This window comes from Deltaproteobacteria bacterium, assembly GCA_019308995.1.
Lineage (GTDB): Bacteria > Desulfobacterota > Desulfarculia > Adiutricales > JAFDHD01 > JAFDHD01.
In genome coordinates this window covers 1-17,553 of sequence record JAFDHD010000067.1, presented here as the reverse complement: position 1 = coordinate 17,553, position 17,553 = coordinate 1, and the positions used below count along the sequence as shown (strand labels likewise).

Annotated in this window: 12 protein-coding genes, 1 other RNA gene and 2 pseudogenes; 13 read left to right on the top strand and 2 right to left on the bottom strand. The window is 50.9% G+C overall.

Going from position 1 to position 17,553, the window contains the following annotated elements:
- The first annotated feature begins 14 nt into the window (after positions 1-14).
- The 5 genes from JRI95_11380 to JRI95_11360 all read left to right on the top strand — a co-directional run bounded on the left by JRI95_11380 (position 15) and on the right by JRI95_11360 (position 4,210).
- Positions 15-611, top strand: a complete 597-nt coding sequence (locus JRI95_11380; protein ID MBW2062146.1) for a VPLPA-CTERM sorting domain-containing protein — start codon at positions 15-17, stop codon at positions 609-611.
- A 263-nt stretch (positions 612-874) separates the two neighbouring features.
- Positions 875-1,762, top strand: a complete 888-nt coding sequence (locus tag JRI95_11375) for an alpha/beta hydrolase (protein MBW2062145.1) — start codon at positions 875-877, stop codon at positions 1,760-1,762.
- A gap of 126 nt (positions 1,763-1,888) precedes the next feature.
- The gene (locus tag JRI95_11370; protein ID MBW2062144.1) at positions 1,889-2,947 is read left to right on the top strand and encodes a hypothetical protein; all 1,059 of its coding nucleotides are present in this window, start codon (positions 1,889-1,891) and stop codon (positions 2,945-2,947) included.
- Between the two features lie 364 nt (positions 2,948-3,311).
- Positions 3,312-3,551, top strand: a complete 240-nt coding sequence (locus JRI95_11365) for a dihydrodipicolinate synthase family protein (protein ID MBW2062143.1) — start codon at positions 3,312-3,314, stop codon at positions 3,549-3,551.
- The gene (locus JRI95_11360) at positions 3,530-4,210 is read left to right on the top strand and encodes a dihydrodipicolinate synthase family protein (GenBank protein ID MBW2062142.1); all 681 of its coding nucleotides are present in this window, start codon (positions 3,530-3,532) and stop codon (positions 4,208-4,210) included. The genes JRI95_11365 and JRI95_11360 overlap by 22 nt, the downstream gene beginning before the upstream one ends.
- A 395-nt stretch (positions 4,211-4,605) precedes the next feature.
- Here the strand turns inward: JRI95_11360 and JRI95_11355 are convergent, their stop codons facing one another.
- Positions 4,606-4,827, bottom strand: a complete 222-nt coding sequence (locus tag JRI95_11355; GenBank protein MBW2062141.1) for a hypothetical protein — start codon at positions 4,825-4,827, stop codon at positions 4,606-4,608.
- 1,332 nt (positions 4,828-6,159) lie between these two features.
- On the opposite strand from JRI95_11355, the gene JRI95_11350 reads away from it, so the two are divergent.
- From JRI95_11350 to uvrC, 8 genes and pseudogenes are all read left to right on the top strand, one after another.
- A complete protein-coding gene (locus tag JRI95_11350) occupies positions 6,160-8,130 on the top strand; it encodes a DUF4445 domain-containing protein (GenBank protein ID MBW2062140.1) in 1,971 nt (656 codons plus the stop codon).
- 142 nt (positions 8,131-8,272) lie between these two features.
- Positions 8,273-9,283 (top strand): type I glyceraldehyde-3-phosphate dehydrogenase, encoded by a 1,011-nt coding sequence (gene gap / locus JRI95_11345; GenBank protein ID MBW2062139.1) that lies wholly within the window; start codon positions 8,273-8,275, stop codon positions 9,281-9,283.
- Between the two features lie 80 nt (positions 9,284-9,363).
- Positions 9,364-9,792 (top strand): annotated as a pseudogene (locus JRI95_11340) (ribonuclease HI family protein).
- 55 nt (positions 9,793-9,847) lie between these two features.
- Positions 9,848-10,229, top strand: an RNA gene (rnpB, locus tag JRI95_11335) — RNase P RNA component class A.
- A gap of 40 nt (positions 10,230-10,269) precedes the next feature.
- Positions 10,270-11,469: a 2-C-methyl-D-erythritol 4-phosphate cytidylyltransferase gene (ispD, locus tag JRI95_11330; protein MBW2062138.1), complete on the top strand. Its 1,200-nt coding sequence runs from the start codon at positions 10,270-10,272 to the stop codon at positions 11,467-11,469.
- Positions 11,470-11,580: 111 nt separating this feature from the next.
- Positions 11,581-13,017 carry a cysteine--tRNA ligase gene (locus tag JRI95_11325; GenBank protein ID MBW2062137.1) on the top strand — a complete coding sequence of 479 codons (1,437 nt, stop codon included), beginning with the start codon at positions 11,581-11,583 and terminating at the stop codon, positions 13,015-13,017.
- A 24-nt stretch (positions 13,018-13,041) separates the two neighbouring features.
- A complete protein-coding gene (uvrB, locus tag JRI95_11320) occupies positions 13,042-15,036 on the top strand; it encodes an excinuclease ABC subunit UvrB (protein ID MBW2062136.1) in 1,995 nt (664 codons plus the stop codon).
- Between the two features lie 126 nt (positions 15,037-15,162).
- Positions 15,163-16,974 carry an excinuclease ABC subunit UvrC gene (uvrC, locus tag JRI95_11315; GenBank protein ID MBW2062135.1) on the top strand — a complete coding sequence of 604 codons (1,812 nt, stop codon included), beginning with the start codon at positions 15,163-15,165 and terminating at the stop codon, positions 16,972-16,974.
- A 154-nt stretch (positions 16,975-17,128) separates the two neighbouring features.
- On the opposite strand, the pseudogene JRI95_11310 reads toward uvrC, so the two are convergent.
- A pseudogene (locus tag JRI95_11310) lies at positions 17,129-17,553 on the bottom strand (ABC transporter permease).

Here is a 17,553-nt window from a genome sequence, read left to right as displayed (position 1 = left end):
GCGGCGCCCATGCCTTGATCCTGGATTTCACCTCAAGCGCTTTTTCAGGTGCGCACGGCGCAGCATCTTTTTATTATGCACCTGCCGGCCTAACAATAACTGCACTTCCTGCGGGCGCGGTGCTATATCAAGATCCGGTAGTAGATGGGCTGGGCATTCAATACTCTTACGAGAATGATGAAATCGAAGGGCCTGAAACCTTGCATTTCCAATTTAACGTGCCCCAGCTCTTACACGCAATCTTGATTACAGATTTATTTAATGAGCCGTATAATGACGGGAGCGGTTATTTTTTAGAAGAGGGCCGGTATAGCTTTGATCAAAGCGTGTGGTATCCTTTAATAGCCGATTCAAGTCAAACTCCGCAGACATGGGGTTTCCTGGATTTAATTTTTGCCAGTCCCCCAGTTATAACTGATATATATTTTGAAGCATTAGGTTGGCAAAATTGGGATGATAACTTTGGCTGTCATGGTGGATGGCTTGAAGATCACGAATATTCAGTCGCAAGGCTTGAGGTGACAGCTGTGCCTCTTCCCGGTGCAGTTTGGTTTCTAGGCTCCGGCCTGTTTAGCCTCATGGGACTGCGGAGAAAGCTCTTCAAGGGTTAAGCAAGAAGCATAATCAGAATGTTTAAGGCAGGGTTACAGCCCTGCCTTTTTATTCTTATTTCATGGATAAAGTCGTCTTACCCGCCTCATGGAACCTCAATCCTGTCAGAACCTTGAAATAACCATTCTCTCAGACGTTTTATTATCATGGAATTACAAATGTTCCAGCTTGACCCTTGAGGTTGGAGCAATTATAATTGAATCATCAAACCGGTTTTTTATAATATTAAGACATATCAGTTACTTATGAAGGAGGATTCCCCATGCCCAGTCAAGAGTTTCAGATGATTATTCAAACGATAAAGGAAAACATGCCCGAGGGAGAACTGACGGTTGAGGAACAGCGCGCCAACTTCGAGGCCCAAGCCAAACTTTTCCCAATAGCGGAGGACATTCGCTGCGAGTCGGTTCAGGCGGGCAGTATGCCAGCTGAATGGATTATTGCGCCTGAAGCTGCAAATGATCGTGTTATCCTCTACCTGCACGGTGGAGGTTACGTCATAGGCTCGATCAATACACATCGAGAGATGGGCTCGCATATCTCACGTGCAGCAGAAGCGAGGGTCCTCATGATTGAATACCGGCTGGCTCCAGAACACCCTTTCCCGGCTGCGGTGGAGGATGCAGTGGCCGCTTACCGCTGGCTGGTCGGCGAAGGGCTGGACCCAGCACAAATCGTAATCGCGGGAGATTCTGCGGGCGGGGGATTGACGGTCGCGACTCTTGTGGCTTTACGGGATGAAGGCGACCTTCTCCCGGCTGCAGCTGTCTGCCTTTCACCCTGGGTGGACCTGGAAGGCATCGGACAATCCATGAGCGCAAAGGCTGAAGCAGATCCTCTGGTTCAGCGCGACGGCATTATTGAGATGGCCAGGGCGTATCTTGGCGGTGCTGATGCCCGCACGCCTCTCGCAGCCCCTCTCTATGCGGATCTTACCGGGCTGCCTCCCGTGCTTATCCAGGTTGGCACAAGCGAGACCCTTCTCGATGACTCCACCCGCCTGGCTGAGCGTTTCAGGAAAGCAGGAGTAGATGTTACTTTTGAACCCTGGGAAGATATGATCCACGTCTGGCAATTTTTTGCCTCGATTCTGCCTGAAGGGCAGGAGGCCATAAACCGGATCGGCAGTTTTGTCAAACAGCATACTTAACTGACCATCTTTCTTTTCTTTATAATATATTCCCCTTTCCAACGGAAAGAGGTTTTCGTAAGTCCGGCTTATACAATCTTCTTTCAAGTTGTCTGAAAGGCTGGGGCGGTGAAGGAGGAGCTTCAGATGAATGAGGCCATGGGCGCTATCATCGAAGAATACCTCAAGCCAAGGCCAACACCACCGGGAATGACCAACCGAGACATGGTGCGGCAGGCTATCGAGTTTGATGACCCTCCTCGTATTCCGTACAGCTTTGTCATCCCCTTTCAGAGCGATTTCTTTGAGGTTATCGTTGCAGATGCCTTGTTACGAGGAAGCCGGTGGCATAAACCCCGGAAAAAAGGAGATGTTTATTATGACGAATGGGGTGTGGGCCAGAAGGTTACAGGCCGAGAGTGGGATCATGCCTTTGATAATCCGCTCCAGGACTTATCAAAACTCAATGAATACAAATTCCCTGATGTGGCTGGCTCGAAGCGGTTCGATCAATTAAAGCCGTTTGTAGAGCAGGCGAACCAGGCTGGCAAATACGTGGTTGGGTTTGACCCCATCATGATGTATGAGAGAATGCGGGCCCTGCTTGGGTTTGAAGAACTGATGATCGCTCCATATACACAGCCTGACGGACTGGAAGCCCTTCTGGACCGATTGACGGGGTTAACCGTCGCCGTTATTGAACAGTGGGCCCGTATCGGCGGGGTGGACGGCTATATGACCTGGGAAGATTGGGGCTTGCAAACCAGCCTGCAGATGAAGATCGAGACCTTTCGTCAGTACTATAAACCGCGGTACACTCGAATTGTCAAAGCCGCCCATCAAAATGGCATGCACTACATCTGGCACAACTGCGGACAAATCCTGGACATGATCCCTGACATGGTCGAAATCGGGGTGGATGTACTGCAATTTGATCAGCCTCGTCTCATGGACCATAATAAATTAGCACACGATTTTGGCGGTAAAATCTGTTTCTGGAATACAGTGGACATTCAATGGTCTACAGCCCAAAACCGCACGGACGATGAGATTCGAACCGAGGTTAAGGAAATGGTGAAAATTTTTAATCGGTTCAATGGTGGTTTCATGGCCCGGCATTATCCGCAGCCAAGAGACATTCAGCTCTCAAGGGAGCGGTGCATCGTGATTTATGAAGCCTTCCTTGAAAATGGATGCAAGCTGTAGTATGGGATGCATGAAAAGCCGAATTTGCTGAAATTTTAATCAAGATTGGTTCAATCAACCAAGTGATTATAAGAGAGCGTTTTCTGGCGGCCCTGAAGAAACAGCCTGTTGATCGTTTGCCATTTTATTTCAGTATGATATCTTAATACTTGAACATTTGAACTCGGGTTCGATTCTTTCCACCTGCATTAAAAGGAGAAATAAAGTGATTGGAGGATCCAAATGAGCATCTGGTGGCTTGTTATCATAGTGGGGATCTGGTTCGTACTTCAGTGGTATATTCTGCCTAAACTGGGTGTTTCCACCTGACTGAAAGAGAACTGCCAGGTAGGCAGCGAAAATAAAAGGCCGAAAAGGGGACATAATGACCTTTAAAGGCGTGATTCCAGCAGTTTGTACATGGTTTAAGGACGATGGCGGGTTAGATTTTAATACTCAGTTTGATCATGCAGATTTCTTGATTGACGCTGGCGTAAATGGTTTGTTTTTTCAGGGTTCTGGCGGTGAATTTCCTTACCTCACTTTTTCTGAACGCCAGGAACACGCGACAGCAATGGTCAAACATGTAAATAGAATAGAAGGGTGCCGGTCCTGCTGGGTGTGAGCAGCAATAACCTAGACGAGGTGATCGCATTGGCCAAACATGCTGAAAAAGCGGGCGCGGATGGAATCGTGGCCATAACTCCCTATTTCTGGAAGGTCAGCGATGATTCTGTGCTGGAGTTTTATAAAGCTGTTGGGCAGGCCTGTTCATTGCCTCTGGTAGCCTATAATTTTCCCGCTTTGACCGGGCAGGGAATTGGCTCCAGACTTTTACTTCGCATGGTGGAATCCGTGCCCAAACTGGTTGCGATAAAAGACACTATTGATAGCCTGAGTCACATCCGTAATATCGTTTTTAGGGTCAAGGCTGTCCATGAATACTTCTCCGTGTTGGCCGGCATTGACGAATACCTGTTCGGAACGCTCGCTGTTGGAGGGGATGGTTTAATTGGCAGTTTGATAAATGTCATGCCCCATCTTTCGGTCGATCTTTATCAGGCGTTCCAAAATAAAGATTTTGACGGGATCATTAATTGTCAGCGAAAAATCTCAATGCTTTCCGAAATTAGTATGGTCTCCGTGCCGCCAATAGCTGCCCTTAAAGAGGCTATACTGATCATGGGTCACCCGGGCGCCTCCTGCGTCAGGCCGCCTCTGGGTAAAGTTTCACCAGAGGGAATCGAACGGATAAAGAAGATTATAGAAAAGGTCCAGGAGTGAGCGTAGGAGAACCTGCCTGCAGACTGCCTTATAAAAAGCTGCGAGAATTGAGCTTGATCTAAATTCCTTATAAATAAAACGATATGCCGACTAGTTTTAAGCCAATTAACTGCTAGAAATACTAGAGGATTACGATGGTCTTGTTGATGCAGGTATGAAGCCGGAAAAGGGGCCGGTTAAAAAAGTTCCACCTTCGCCTCATATACGAAGCGAAGGTGGAGATAAGAAGGGAGACTCAATCATCAATAATGATAGAGAAGGAGTTTTCTCATGAGGCAAATTGTAAAAAGCACTCCGAGGCGTTAAAGAATACTTCCTTCCCCCATGGGGCACACTTGCCTCTGGTGGTTCCCAATAATAGCTAGCAAAGAGGGAGCGGATCACTTAAAAACGAATTAGCTTTCCTCTTCCTTGGTCTCTTTTCGCGGCAGGTAGAAAAACAGAAAGGCCAAGACGGCTACGATGATCCACGAAATAATGAGCCAAGCCGTCTTACTTTCACCCGCAATGGCAAAAATCGTACCAGCTACGAATATTCCAGCCGCAAAAATAAAGATATTTCGCCAGCTTACAGAGATGTCAGTTATGGCATTATTAAAACGGTCTAGTTTGTCCACCGCTTTCCTCCCCTTTCAACTTTTTCGTGCAAGAGGTAGGGCCTTCAGAGGGTGCATCCCTCTAAAGGCCCTCGGGCTTGACTGGTTTACATTTTCTCCGCCATAGACTTGATGGCAGCGCCTATGTTAACGAGTAGCACAAATACACCAACATAGACTAACAGAGATCCAACATTACCGAGGACATTCGCAACTACTTCAGTCATCTAATTTTTACCCCCTTTAATAAATAATGAACGACAAGACCTTGTAACGCTTACCACAGTGTTACTGTCCTTAACTGGACACGCCTCTTATTTGATCATCACCTCCCTCCTTAAATTTTATTGAGGCTGATAAAGCTATTCGCTTCCGCCTTCAATTTTATCGCTGTATTTATCAATTAACTTCCCCAACTTCATCAAGACAATAGATATGAAGACCACCACTATCAGAACAGAAATGGCCTCAATGATTTCCGGAATACTAAAAGCCATGATTCTCTCCCCTTATCCTATAACCAGCTAATTTTTATTAAACATTGGGGCAGCTGGAAATTGACCTCGCTCTTTCTTTGCCACCTTTGGTGCGCTAATATCATATACCGGGAGTTCAATAAAAAATCTGCAATAAAATAGTGTATATTATGGAAATATTTTTTCAGCTTGAATCTTATTACAACTATTTTTATCGTTTGTCAAGATAAATTTTATTAATTTTTCATAATTTAGCCTTAATAATGTTACTTTCAAATAGAAAGGAAATAAAACGGAAGAGGTTTTTCTAAAATCCTTTTCAAATCATGAGTATCTTTTCTAAAGGAAGGCTTTGAACCGGACACATGTCATAACGTGTTGAATATAAATATAATTTATAGATCATAATATCACGGTTATTAACAGCTTTTTCCAGCTTTTCATTTTTTATACGCTGCCAAACACGGTTTTAAGGCCAAGAAGTCCCTGTAAGTTAAATGAGGATGTGACGGAAATTAATTTCTGCTATTCAATCATCCTGTTGCCCTAAAATATTTTTTTTTAGTCGGAGTGATATTCAATGGGGTCTGAAGGAAATTTCCGTCTCGTGAACCTGAATGGATGGCATTCTGGGTTCTGATTGGAAAATCTCGCCTGGTTTTAACCGGTGACAGGCTTTGCGAGCGGACTTTAGCCGAAAAATCAGTGACCTGAAGTTCTTTTAGTTCATTTGAGCTTGACAGAACCGGCTGCCCGCCAATATATAATAGTAGTCACCAATACATCCCGGGATTACCGAGGGCTTAAGAGAAAAGAAACTCCAAGTTTCGAAGCTCTCACCGGGAACCTTTGTAAGAGGATAAAGGAACTTAAAACCGTGGCCGGATTTTCTATCCATTTCCTTCCTGATGATGTGACGGTTGAAGTAGATGAGGGCGCTAATCTCCTGCAGGCGGCCATGTCTGCCGGGGTTCATATCAACGCCTCCTGCGGGGGTGAAGGCGTCTGTGGCAAATGTCGGGTCATCCTTGAAGCAGGTGAACTCGAGTCTCCCCGTGGCAGCCATATAACAGAAGAGGATTATAAGGCCGGATATCGTCAGGCCTGCGAGTCTTCTGTGCTGAGTGATGTAACCATTCGCGTCCCAGTCGAATCGCAGCTCGAGGCCAGGGCCCTGAATCGCCCCAGGCCCGGCCGGAACGCCGCTCGCATGGCTGAGGAGATCGGAGTTGAGCATCTCACTGCTGAAGGCAAATTTTATCCGCCTTTTGTTAAGAAACTGGTTAGGGTTGAACCCCCTACCGCTGGTGATAATATCAGCGATCTCTCCCGGATTGTCAATTCGCTCAGGGTTCAGCATGATACTCATAACTTGAGTGTTGACTTCACGGCTATTAAAATTTTGCCTGAGGTCGTACGGGACCGGGACTTCGAGACAACAGTTACCCTGGCCTATCGTCCTTCATTTGTGGCTGAACCCGAGAGTGCCAGAATTAGACTGACTAATATCCAATCTGGTGATCACACCCGCTCAAACTACGCCCTGGCTGTGGATGTGGGTACAACCACGATCTTTGGCCAGCTCTTGGACCTCAGCACCGGTCAGGTCCTGGAGACCTACGGCGATTTCAATCGCCAGATCAGCTATGGTGAAGACGTCATCACCCGAATTAATTATGCTGGCAAACCCGGTGGCTTAAAAAAGATGCAGGAGTTGGTCATTACGACCATCAACAACATCATTGATATTATATGTAAGCGCCAGAAGATTGATCCGGCTGAGATCAGCGTGGCCACCATGGCTGGGAATACGACCATGACCCAGCTCCTTTTAGGTGTGAACCCTAAATACATCCGACTGGCCCCCTATGTGCCCACCGCCAATTTTTTCCCACCGGTTCCGGCCTCAAGCCTGGGGTTGGCTTTGGGCGAACATGTTCGGGTTCATGTTTTTCCGGCCGTAGCAAGCTATGTTGGCGGGGATATCGTGTCAGGAATCATCGCCTGCGGCATGTACAAAGATGAGGCCTTGACTCTTTATATTGACCTGGGAACGAATGGCGAGATCGTGATCGGTAACAAAGACTGGATGGCCTGCGCCGCCTGCTCGGCCGGGCCGGCCTTCGAGGGTGGAGGCATCAAGTTCGGTATGCGTGCCATCTCGGGCGCTATCGAGGAATTTTCAATTAACCCCAGGACATTGGAACCGATGATCCTGACAATGAACAGGAAGAGTCCCAAAGGCATCTGCGGCTCAGGCCTGATCAGTACCGTGGCTGGATTGTTCGAGATGGGAGTCCTGGATGCAAATGGAAAATACAATCGCGACCTTAAAACAGATCGGCTCAGACCGGGAGATGACGGTTTCGAATATGTGCTTTCCTGGGCCGATGAAAACCAGATTGGCCTGGATATCGTCTTGACTGAAGTGGATATTGACAATTTTATTAGAGCCAAAGGGGCAATGTACGCCGGATATCTGACCCTGCTCGAGGCGGTGGGCCTGTCTATATCAGACCTTCAGCGGGTTATCATCGCTGGAGGCTTCGGCCGGTATGTCAATCTGGAAAAGGCGATCATGATCGGCCTCCTGCCTGAGATGGACCTGGGTCAGTTTTCCTTCATTGGCAATGGTTCCCTTCTCGGGGCAAAACTGAACTCGCTATCCAATTATTTGCGTCAGGACGTTAAAGCTGTGGTTAATCAGATCACCAACTTCGAGCTGTCTGAAGTGCCGAGTTTTATGGAGCATTATGTGGCCGCTCAATTCCTGCCTCACACCAATCAGGACTACTTTCCCGATGTCCTGGCACGGTTAACCGAGACCAGAGCCCTGATTGAAGATTGAGATTGATCAGCCCAGGGGTATGTACTAAGGTCACTCCTCATCACTCAACGGCTTGTAATAAAACGAGCCGACATAAGGGAATTTTGTGTCTTAAGGTTTTTAAAAATGAAACAACTAACAGGCAATAACCAAAGGAGGAATCATGGTTTGCATCGGTATTAATGGTTTTGGCCGGATTGGCCGTCAGGTTTTAAAAGCCGTACTGGAAAGATATCCTGGGTCTCTAGAGGTGGCCGCAGTCAACGACCTCTATGATGTTAAGACCAATGCGCATCTTTTCAAGTACGATTCGAACTATGGCCAGTTCCAGGGGAAGGTGGAGGTCGAAGATGACACCCTTCTGATTGATGGCCAGGCGATTAAAAATTTTTCCAGTCGCGATCCAGCCGAAATACCTTGGAGTGATGTTGGCGTGGATATCGTGGTGGAAGGCACCGGTCTTTTTCGAACCGGACCAAGAGCTTCGGCCCACCTCGAGGCTGGGGCCAAGAAAGTGATCATTACTGCTCCGGCCAACGAAGTAGATTTGACAGTGGTCATGGGAGTCAATCACGAGGCCTACCGGCCGGAGAGACACCATATCATCTCAAACGCCTCCTGCACCACTAATTGCCTGGCCCCGCCCGCCCTTGTTGTTCACCGCGCCTTTGGCATCGAAAAAGGCTTGATGACGACCGTGCATTCTTATACGGGCGATCAGCGAATTTTGGACCTTGCTCATAAAGATCTTCGGAGAGCTCGAGCGGCAGCCGTGAACATCATTCCCACTACCACCGGCGCGGCCAAGGCCGTGGCCTTGGTCATCCCTGAGCTTATGGGCCGTTTTGATGGATACTCGCTTCGTGTGCCCACCCCCACCGTTTCCGTGGTGGATTTTGTGGCTCAAATCAGCCGGAAGACCTCTACCGATGAGCTTCGGGAGGAACTAAAAAAGGCTGCTGCCACCGACTTGAAAAATATCATGTCTTGTGAGGAGGAAGCTCTGGTTTCCATGGATTTCAAAGGGAACCCTCACTCCTCCATCGTTGATCTGGAGTTCACTATGGTCCTTGAGGGTGAACTGGCCAAGGTTGTAACCTGGTATGATAATGAGTGGGGTTACGCCTGCCGTGTGGCTGACCTGGCGGCCTATATGGCGGAAAAAGGCCTTTAAGAGCAGTTGATACTCATTTTTGAATATTGGTCTGGTTTGGAGCGAACCATTCTTTAATGGAATTCCTTTAGGGATAACCAATGAACGATCAGAAAAATTTATTGAAAGGTCTTGAGAAAAGCGAGGGCTGGTGGACCCTTCATACCGATGGCGCCTCTCAAGGTAATCCTGGCTCGGCAGGAGCTGGCGTCGTGCTTGAAGATCCAGCCGGCCTGGTCCTGGCTGAACTCAGCCGATCATTGGGTCGGGCCACCAACAACGAGGCCGAGTATCAGGCCTTGATTCTGGGGCTTGAGGAGGCTCATCACCAGGGCGCAACCCGCCTCAAGGTTATGCTGGATTCTGAACTGGTGGTCAGGCAGGTTCAGGGTCTCTATCGGGTGAAGAATCAGCGCCTGCGTCCGCTTTATGCCCAGGTCATGGCCCTATTGCAAGACCTGGAGGCCTATGATATTCTACATATTAGGCGTGAATTTAATGCTCACGCCGATAAATTGGCCTCCCGGGCCGCGTCTCACGGACCGGAGCCAGGAGAAAAGAGTCAAGAAGGGGGATCAGACTCAAGGAAGCAGGCTGAATGATCGCTGGCGCAGGCAAAAGCTAAGCGCGAGAGGAAAGTCCGAGCTCCACAGGGCAGGATGCTGGTTAACTGCCAGCGAGGGTGACCTCGGGAAAGTGCCACAGAAAATACACCGCCACGGTTCGGCCGTGGCAAGGGTGAAAAGGTGAGGTAAGAGCTCACCAGGTCCGGTGGTGACGCCGGAGGCTTGGTAAACCCCATCCGGAGCAAGACCAAATAGAGGGGTGTTTGAGGGTGGCCCGCCCGAAATCCCAGGGTAGGTTGCTTGAGAGGCCGGGGAACCGGTCTCCTAGATTAATGATCATTACCCCGCTTCCGGGCGACCGGAGCGGGGAACAGAACTCGGCTTACAGGCCCCTTCCTGAGTCCTAAAAGGTCCATCACCGCCCCCTTTTTGAGGTGTATCATGAATTCGGGTGAGCGCAGCGGTCCGGTCGTAGCGATTATTCCGGCCGGAGGCGTGGGCAGACGCTTCAACCAGTTACAGCCCAAGCAGTTTTCAGACCTGGGCCAGTGGCCGGTGCTCGCTCATACCCTCTCTCAGTTTGAACAGACTGCTTCAGTGGATCGGGTCATTCTTGTTGTCCCTGAAGGGCAGGAAGATTTTGTCCGGTCTGAGATTCTGGAACGTTTTGGTTTTCAGAAGGTGGTGCGCGTCATCACCGGAGGTGAACGTCGGCAGGATTCGGTTTATAACGGCTTTCTGGCCCTGGAAGATGACATCGAATTGGTTTTAATCCATGATGCGGTTCGACCCCTGGTTCGGGTCAAGACTATCGAGGAGGTGATCCAGGCCGCGCGTGAAACTGGCGCGGCCATTGCTGCTGTTCCGGTCAGAGACACCCTTAAACTGGTCGAGGGAGAGACCATCGTCCAAACCCTGGACCGCAGCCAGCTTTGGCAGGCTCAAACCCCCCAGGTCTTTGATCGCTTATGGTTGGCCGAGGCCCTTTCTACAGCTAGGGAAAATGGCTTTATCGCTACGGATGAAGCCGCGCTCATCGAAAGGCTTGGTCGTTCGGTTCGGATTGTGGCCGGTGCGGTTGACAATATCAAGATCACTTTACCCGAAGACTTTATCCTGGCCGAGAGTCTGCTCGAGTATGATCATAAAGGTCGCGATATGCGTATTGGTATTGGATATGATGTTCATGCCTTCATTTCCGGCCGTAAATTGATGTTAGGGGGTGTGGAAGTGCCTCATGAACAGGGCCTGGCCGGTCACTCAGACGCTGACGTCATCGTTCACGCCCTCTGTGATGCCATGCTTGGCGCTGCGGGCCTGCCGGATATTGGAGTCAATTTTCCAGATAAGGATTCGCAATGGGCTGGGATGGAAGGCCGTGCCATGCTCGGTCAGGTCGCGCACAAGGTCAGGGCCGCCGGATTTGATCTGGTCAATGCGGACCTGACTCTGATCGCTGAACGACCAAGAATCAGGGATCATGTCCCGGAGATGATCCAGATCATGGCTGAAGCCCTGTCCACGGAGCCGGATCGTTTGAACGTCAAAGGCACCACCACCGAAGGTCTGGGAGCCATTGGACGCCAGGAAGGTTTGGCCGCTTGGGCCGTGGTCCTGTTGTCGCGGAAACGTTGCAGATGAGGCCAAGGCCAGGACCTGGAGCCAATCAAACCTTCCTCCCCCTCGAAAGACATGTTGTCTCCGCTTGACGGAAATCGGCGTCAGGTGATTTAAACGATTCCAGAAGGAAAGATGTCCCTGGTTTTATACAACACCGCAACTCAGAAAAAAGAGCCTTTTGTCCCGCTGGAAAAGGGAAAGGCCACGATCTATGTCTGCGGGCCGACGGTTTATGACCAGTGCCACATCGGCCACGCCCGATGCTATATCGTCTTCGACACCTTGGTTCGCTACCTCCGATCTATAGGGCTCGAAGTCCGATATGTCCGCAACTTCACAGACCTGGATGACAAAATCATCCAACGGGCCCAGGAAGAAAATAGTAATTATTTAGATCTGGCTGAACGTTACATCAGCATGTTTCATCAAGACATGGATACCCTCGGTCTCCTCAGGCCGGACGTGGAACCGCGAGCCACCGAGCATATTGATCTCATGGTCGCTGATATCAAGGGCTTGCTTGAAAAAGGCCTTGCCTACCAGGCCGGTAAAGATGTCTTCTATGAGGTTTCCCGCTTCCCGGCCTATGGTCGCCTCGCCGGTCGTGATATCGAGAAGTTGCGGGCCGGGAGTAGAGTCAAGGTTGACCCGCACAAGAAGAACCCTTTGGATTTCGTGCTCTGGAAGGAGAGCAAGCCCGGTGAACCTTCCTGGCCCAGTCCTTGGGGTCCGGGACGGCCAGGGTGGCACCTTGAGTGTTCGGCCATGAGCGCCCACTATCTTGGGGCGGAATTCGACATCCACGGCGGAGGCCATGACCTTATTTTCCCCCACCATGAAAACGAGCTCGCCCAGGCTGTACCGCTGAACCGAAAATTCGCCCGTTACTGGCTGCATAACGGCTTTGTTCAGATTAACCACCAGAAAATGTCAAAGTCACTCAAGAATTTTTTTACCATCCGGGATGTACTGGTCCATTCTCACCCCGAGATCCTGAGGCTTTTTGTGCTGTCCAAACACTACCGAAGCCCGATTGATTTTTCCATCGAAACCCTGCAGGAAGAAGGCCGGGGACTGGAACGGGCCTACCGAACCCTTAAAGAGGCTGAGGATCTGGTCGGGTCGGTGGAAGAAATGGAGCCTCCCCGGGATACAGCCGGGGTTCTGGGCCAGTTCAGGGAGGCCATGGATGACGACCTCAATACCGCCCGCGCTTTGGGTTACGCCTTTGAGTGCGTGCGGGAGCTGAACCACCTCCTGGATCAGGGACGAGCCGGGAAAACGGAACACGACCGCATCAGGTCCTGGGTGTCGGCTGTCCGCTCTATGGGTCAGGTCCTGGGTGTCTTTATTCACGATCCGGATCAATACCTTGGCCAACGGACACAAAAGGGCATCTTAGAATCCGGTCTCTCCCGTGAAAAGATCGAAGAGATGATCAGGGTCCGGGTCGAGGCCAGGGCCGATAAGAACTGGGCCGAGGCAGACCGCATTCGGGATGAGCTCAAAGAGAAGGGAGTGATCCTGGAGGATGTCGGCGCTCAAACCCGGTGGCGCATCGAAACCTAACCTGTTAATTTTCTGAGATCTGCCGTGCCTGATTTTGAATTGGTCACTGATTTTACGCCCCAAGGGGACCAGCCCCAGGCCATAGAGAACATCGTTCAAAATCTCAACCAGGGAGTTAAACATCAGGTCCTGCTTGGTGTGACAGGCTCGGGCAAGACCTTCACCATGGCTAATGTCGTGGCTCAGGTCAACCGGCCCACCCTGGTTTTGGCGCCAAACAAAACCCTGGCGGCTCAGCTTTATGGGGAATTTAAAAACCTCTTTCCTCACAACGCTGTCGAATATTTTGTCAGTTACTACGATTATTACCAGCCTGAAGCCTATCTCCCTCAGAGCGACATCTACATCGAAAAAGAGACCGACGTCAACGAGGCCATTGACAAAATGCGCCACTCAGCCACCCGCTCGCTCCTGGACCGTCGGGACGTCCTTATCGTGGCCAGTGTCTCCTGCATTTACGGCCTTGGTTCTCCAGAGGCCTATCAGGAGATGATGCTCTACCTGGAAAAGGATGTGGATCGGTCGCGGGAAGATGTTATCGCCAAGCTGGTTGAGATGCAGTACGAGCGTAATGACTACGACTTCCACCGGGGAACCTTCAGAGTTCGGGGCGACTGTCTCGAGATCTTTCCGGCCTATGAGGACGCCGAGGCGGTGCGCATTGAATTTTTCGGAGATACTGTGGAGTCCATCCGCGTTATTGATCCTTTACGAGGCAGAATAGAAAACGATCTGAGAAAGGTGGCTATCTACCCTGGCAGTCACTACGTCACAACAGCTGACACCATGAAACGGGCCATCACCTGTATTCGGGAGGAGCTCAAAGAAAGGCTTCAGTATTTTCGCGGGCAGGGAAAGCTCATCGAGGTCCAGCGCCTGGAAGAGCGGGCCAATTACGACCTCGAGATGCTCCAGGAGATGGGGTTCTGCCATGGCATCGAAAACTACTCCCGTCACCTGACCGGCCGCGCCCCCGGCCAGCCCCCTCCGACCCTGTTAGATTACTTTCCTTCGGATTTTCTGCTTTTTATTGATGAAAGTCACCTGGCCGTGCCTCAGATTCAGGGTATGTACAAGGGGGATCGGTCCCGGAAGCAGAACCTTGTGGATTACGGCTTCCGGCTGCCTTCAGCCCTGGATAACCGGCCCCTGAACTTTGATGAATTCAACGGCCTGCTCAATCAGGTAGTCTATGTCTCGGCTACGCCGGCAGAATATGAACTCGCCAAATCGAATGGCGTCATCGCTGAACAGATCATACGTCCCACCGGTTTGATGGACCCGCAGATGATCTTTCGCCCGGCCGAGGGCCAGGTGGACAATCTCTTCAGTGAAATCAGGGAAAGAGCCAGGCGAGAGGAACGAACCCTGGTCACTACCCTGACCAAGCGTATGGCCGAAGACCTGACCGAGTACTTCCAAGAACTGGGGCTGAAGGTCAACTACCTCCATTCCGATATCAAGACCCTGGAAAGAATAAAAATTATCCACGATCTCAGGGCCGGGAAGTACGATGTCCTGGTTGGGATCAACCTGCTCCGGGAGGGCCTTGACCTGCCCGAGGTTTCGTTGGTAGCCATCCTGGATGCGGACAAGGAAGGGTTTTTGCGTTCAGAACGTTCATTGATTCAGACTTGCGGACGGGCCGCACGAAACGTAGACGGTCAGGTCATTCTTTATGGAAACGTGGAGACCGGTTCCATGCAGCGAGCCAAAACTGAAACTGACCGCCGCCGTGTCCTTCAGACGACCTATAACAAGGAACATGGCATTACGCCCGAAACCATTGTCAAATCTATAGATGACGTCCTCGGTTCAATTTACGAAGCCGATTACGTGTCCATCCCGGCCGTACATGAGCCAGAGCCCGATTACATCCCTCCTGAAGAAATATCCCTGATCATCAAGGCCCTGAAAAAGGAGATGAAGGCCGCTGCTGAACGATTGGACTTTGAGGAGGCCGCCCAGATCAGGGATCGTATCAAGGTCATTTCTGATGAGGAGCTGCATTGGTTATAAAGGGAAGTGTCAGGGCCGCGCCTTCTAATTATCAGGTCAAGTCTGGCTGCCTCGAATTAATTTGTATTGGTTTTTGCAAAGGTGATTGAGGCCACACTTCCGCTAAAAAAGGCTTCCCCCCAAACCATGACTGGTAAAGAAAAATTAAAAACCAAAGCGGCCATACTCCCCGAGGCCGCCGGGGTTTACCTGATGAAAGATGCCCGGGACCGAGTTATTTACGTGGGCAAGGCCAAGTCCCTTCGGAAGCGGGTTATTAGTTACTTTCAAAAGGGTCCGTCGTCCTCTAAAACCTTCAAACTGATGAATCAGATCAAAGACCTGGAGTACATCCAGACTGACACTGAAAAAGAAGCCCTTATTCTTGAAAATAGCCTCATCAAAAAGCACCGGCCTCGTTTTAACGTTAATTTACGGGACGATAAGACCTATCCATATATTCGCCTCAACATACCGCATCCATATCCACGGCTGGAGGTCGTGCGGCGAATCAAGCGGGACGGGGCGCTCTATTTCGGCCCCTTTTCATCATCATCCTCCATGCGTCGAACAATGCGTCTTATCCAGCGGCTCTTTCCCTTGCGCCAGTGCCGCCGGGCCGATGTCAAGGCCGTGGACCGACCCTGTTTGAATTACCAGCTTGGACGGTGCAGCGCCCCTTGCGTGGGATACATCAGCCAGGAGGATTATCAGGCCCTGGTGGAGGAGGTCGCCCTTTTTTTTCAAGGCCGGAATAAACGGCTCATGGAATTACTGGAGCAAAAGATGCAAGAAAGCTCCAGGCAACTGGACTTTGAAGCTGCAGCCTGGTATCGAGACAGGCTGGCTGACATAAAGAAAACCCTGGAACAACAAAAGATGGTTTCGCTGAATACAGGCGATCAGGATGTCATCGGCCTGGCCCAGGATCGGGGTCAGGGCATGGCTGTCATGCTCTTTGTGCGTCGAGGCGTCCTCCTGGGTCACCGAAATTTTTATCTGGGCGCAACCGCGGCCCCTTCGCATGAAGTCGTCGAATCCCTGCTGGGTCAGTACTACAGCCTTGATAATTTGATACCAGACGAAATTTTGGTACCCGTTAAGCTGGAGCACGCGGAAGCCCTTCAGGAATGGCTTAAGGAAAAAAAAGCAGGAGGGGTGCATGTTAAATCTCCGGTTCGGGGTGCTAAAAAGAAATTGGTCGAACTGGCCGCGACCAATGCGGTCACCGCTTTAGCCCAAAGGATGCAGGCTGCAGAGCTCGGGGCTGAGGTTCAGCTGGAGCTCCAGAAAAAGCTAAATCTGCCGGAACCGCCGCACCGCATTGAGGCCTTTGACCTGTCGGCCCTGCAGGGCGATGAGCCTGTTGGGGCAATGGTTGTCTTTGAAGACCGGGCCTGGCGCAAGTCCGATTATCGGCGTTTCAGGATCAAATCAGCTTCCGGCCAGGACGATTACGCCATGATGTACGAGGTTGTCAGGCGCCGCCTGCAAAGGGAAGACCTGGCCCGGCCGGACCTGATGCTCCTGGACGGAGGCCGGGGTCAGCTAAGCATGGCTCTGGCCGTGATCAAGGACCTGAAGATTCAAGACCCGCCGCCTTTGGCCGGATTGGCCAAAGGACGGGACAGAGAACCAGATCGCGTCTGGTTACCCGGAAGAAAAAATCCGGTAAACTTTCGGCCCGGCGCTCCAGGCCTGCTGTTCCTCATGCGCATTCGAGACGAGGCTCACCGCTATGCCCAGGCCTACCACCGCCGGCTCCGCCGCAAAAAAGGCGTCCGATCGGTTTTGGACCAGATTCCTGGCGTCGGCCCAGCCCGCCGCAAGGTCCTGCTGAAACACTTCGGCTCTATTCAGGCCATAAAGGCTGCTTCAATAGATGATTTGGCAGAAGCCAAAGGCCTCAGTGAGGCAGTCGCTGAAAATGTTTTTAACTTTTTTCATGTTGGAGAGTGACTGAGGAATTCAGAGGAGCTTGTATTGGCAAATCTCTTCTAAAAATTTTATCAGAGATGCGTCAGCTTGTGAAAAGTTTTTGAAGGCGGTCTGGGGGGAACTTTTTTCAAAAAGTTCCCCCCAGAAATCTCCTTCCTTCTCTTCCTTCTCTTCTTTACTCTCTGAGCCTGGGGTCCAGGGCGTCGCGGATACCTTCTCCAAGGAGGTTATAGGATACCTTCTCCAAGGAGGTTATAGCCCAGGACGGTGATGAGGATAGCCAGCCCGGGATACAGGCTCAGCCACCAGGCGATGGAGATATTGTCTTTGCCTGCAGTCAGGATATTTCCCCACGAAGGGGTCGGCGGTTGGACCCCGATACCAAGGAAGCTCAGCGCGCTTTCAGTCAGGATAGCTCCGGCGACTCCAAGGGTGGCCGAGACCAGGACCGGGGCCAGGGCATTGGGCAGGATGTGAACAAAGATAATCCGGAGATCACTGGCCCCCAGGACCTTGGCCGCCTGGACGAATTCACGGGTTTTGAGCGTCAGGAACTCGGCGCGCACCAGCCGGGCTACGCCCATCCAGCCGGTAACGCCG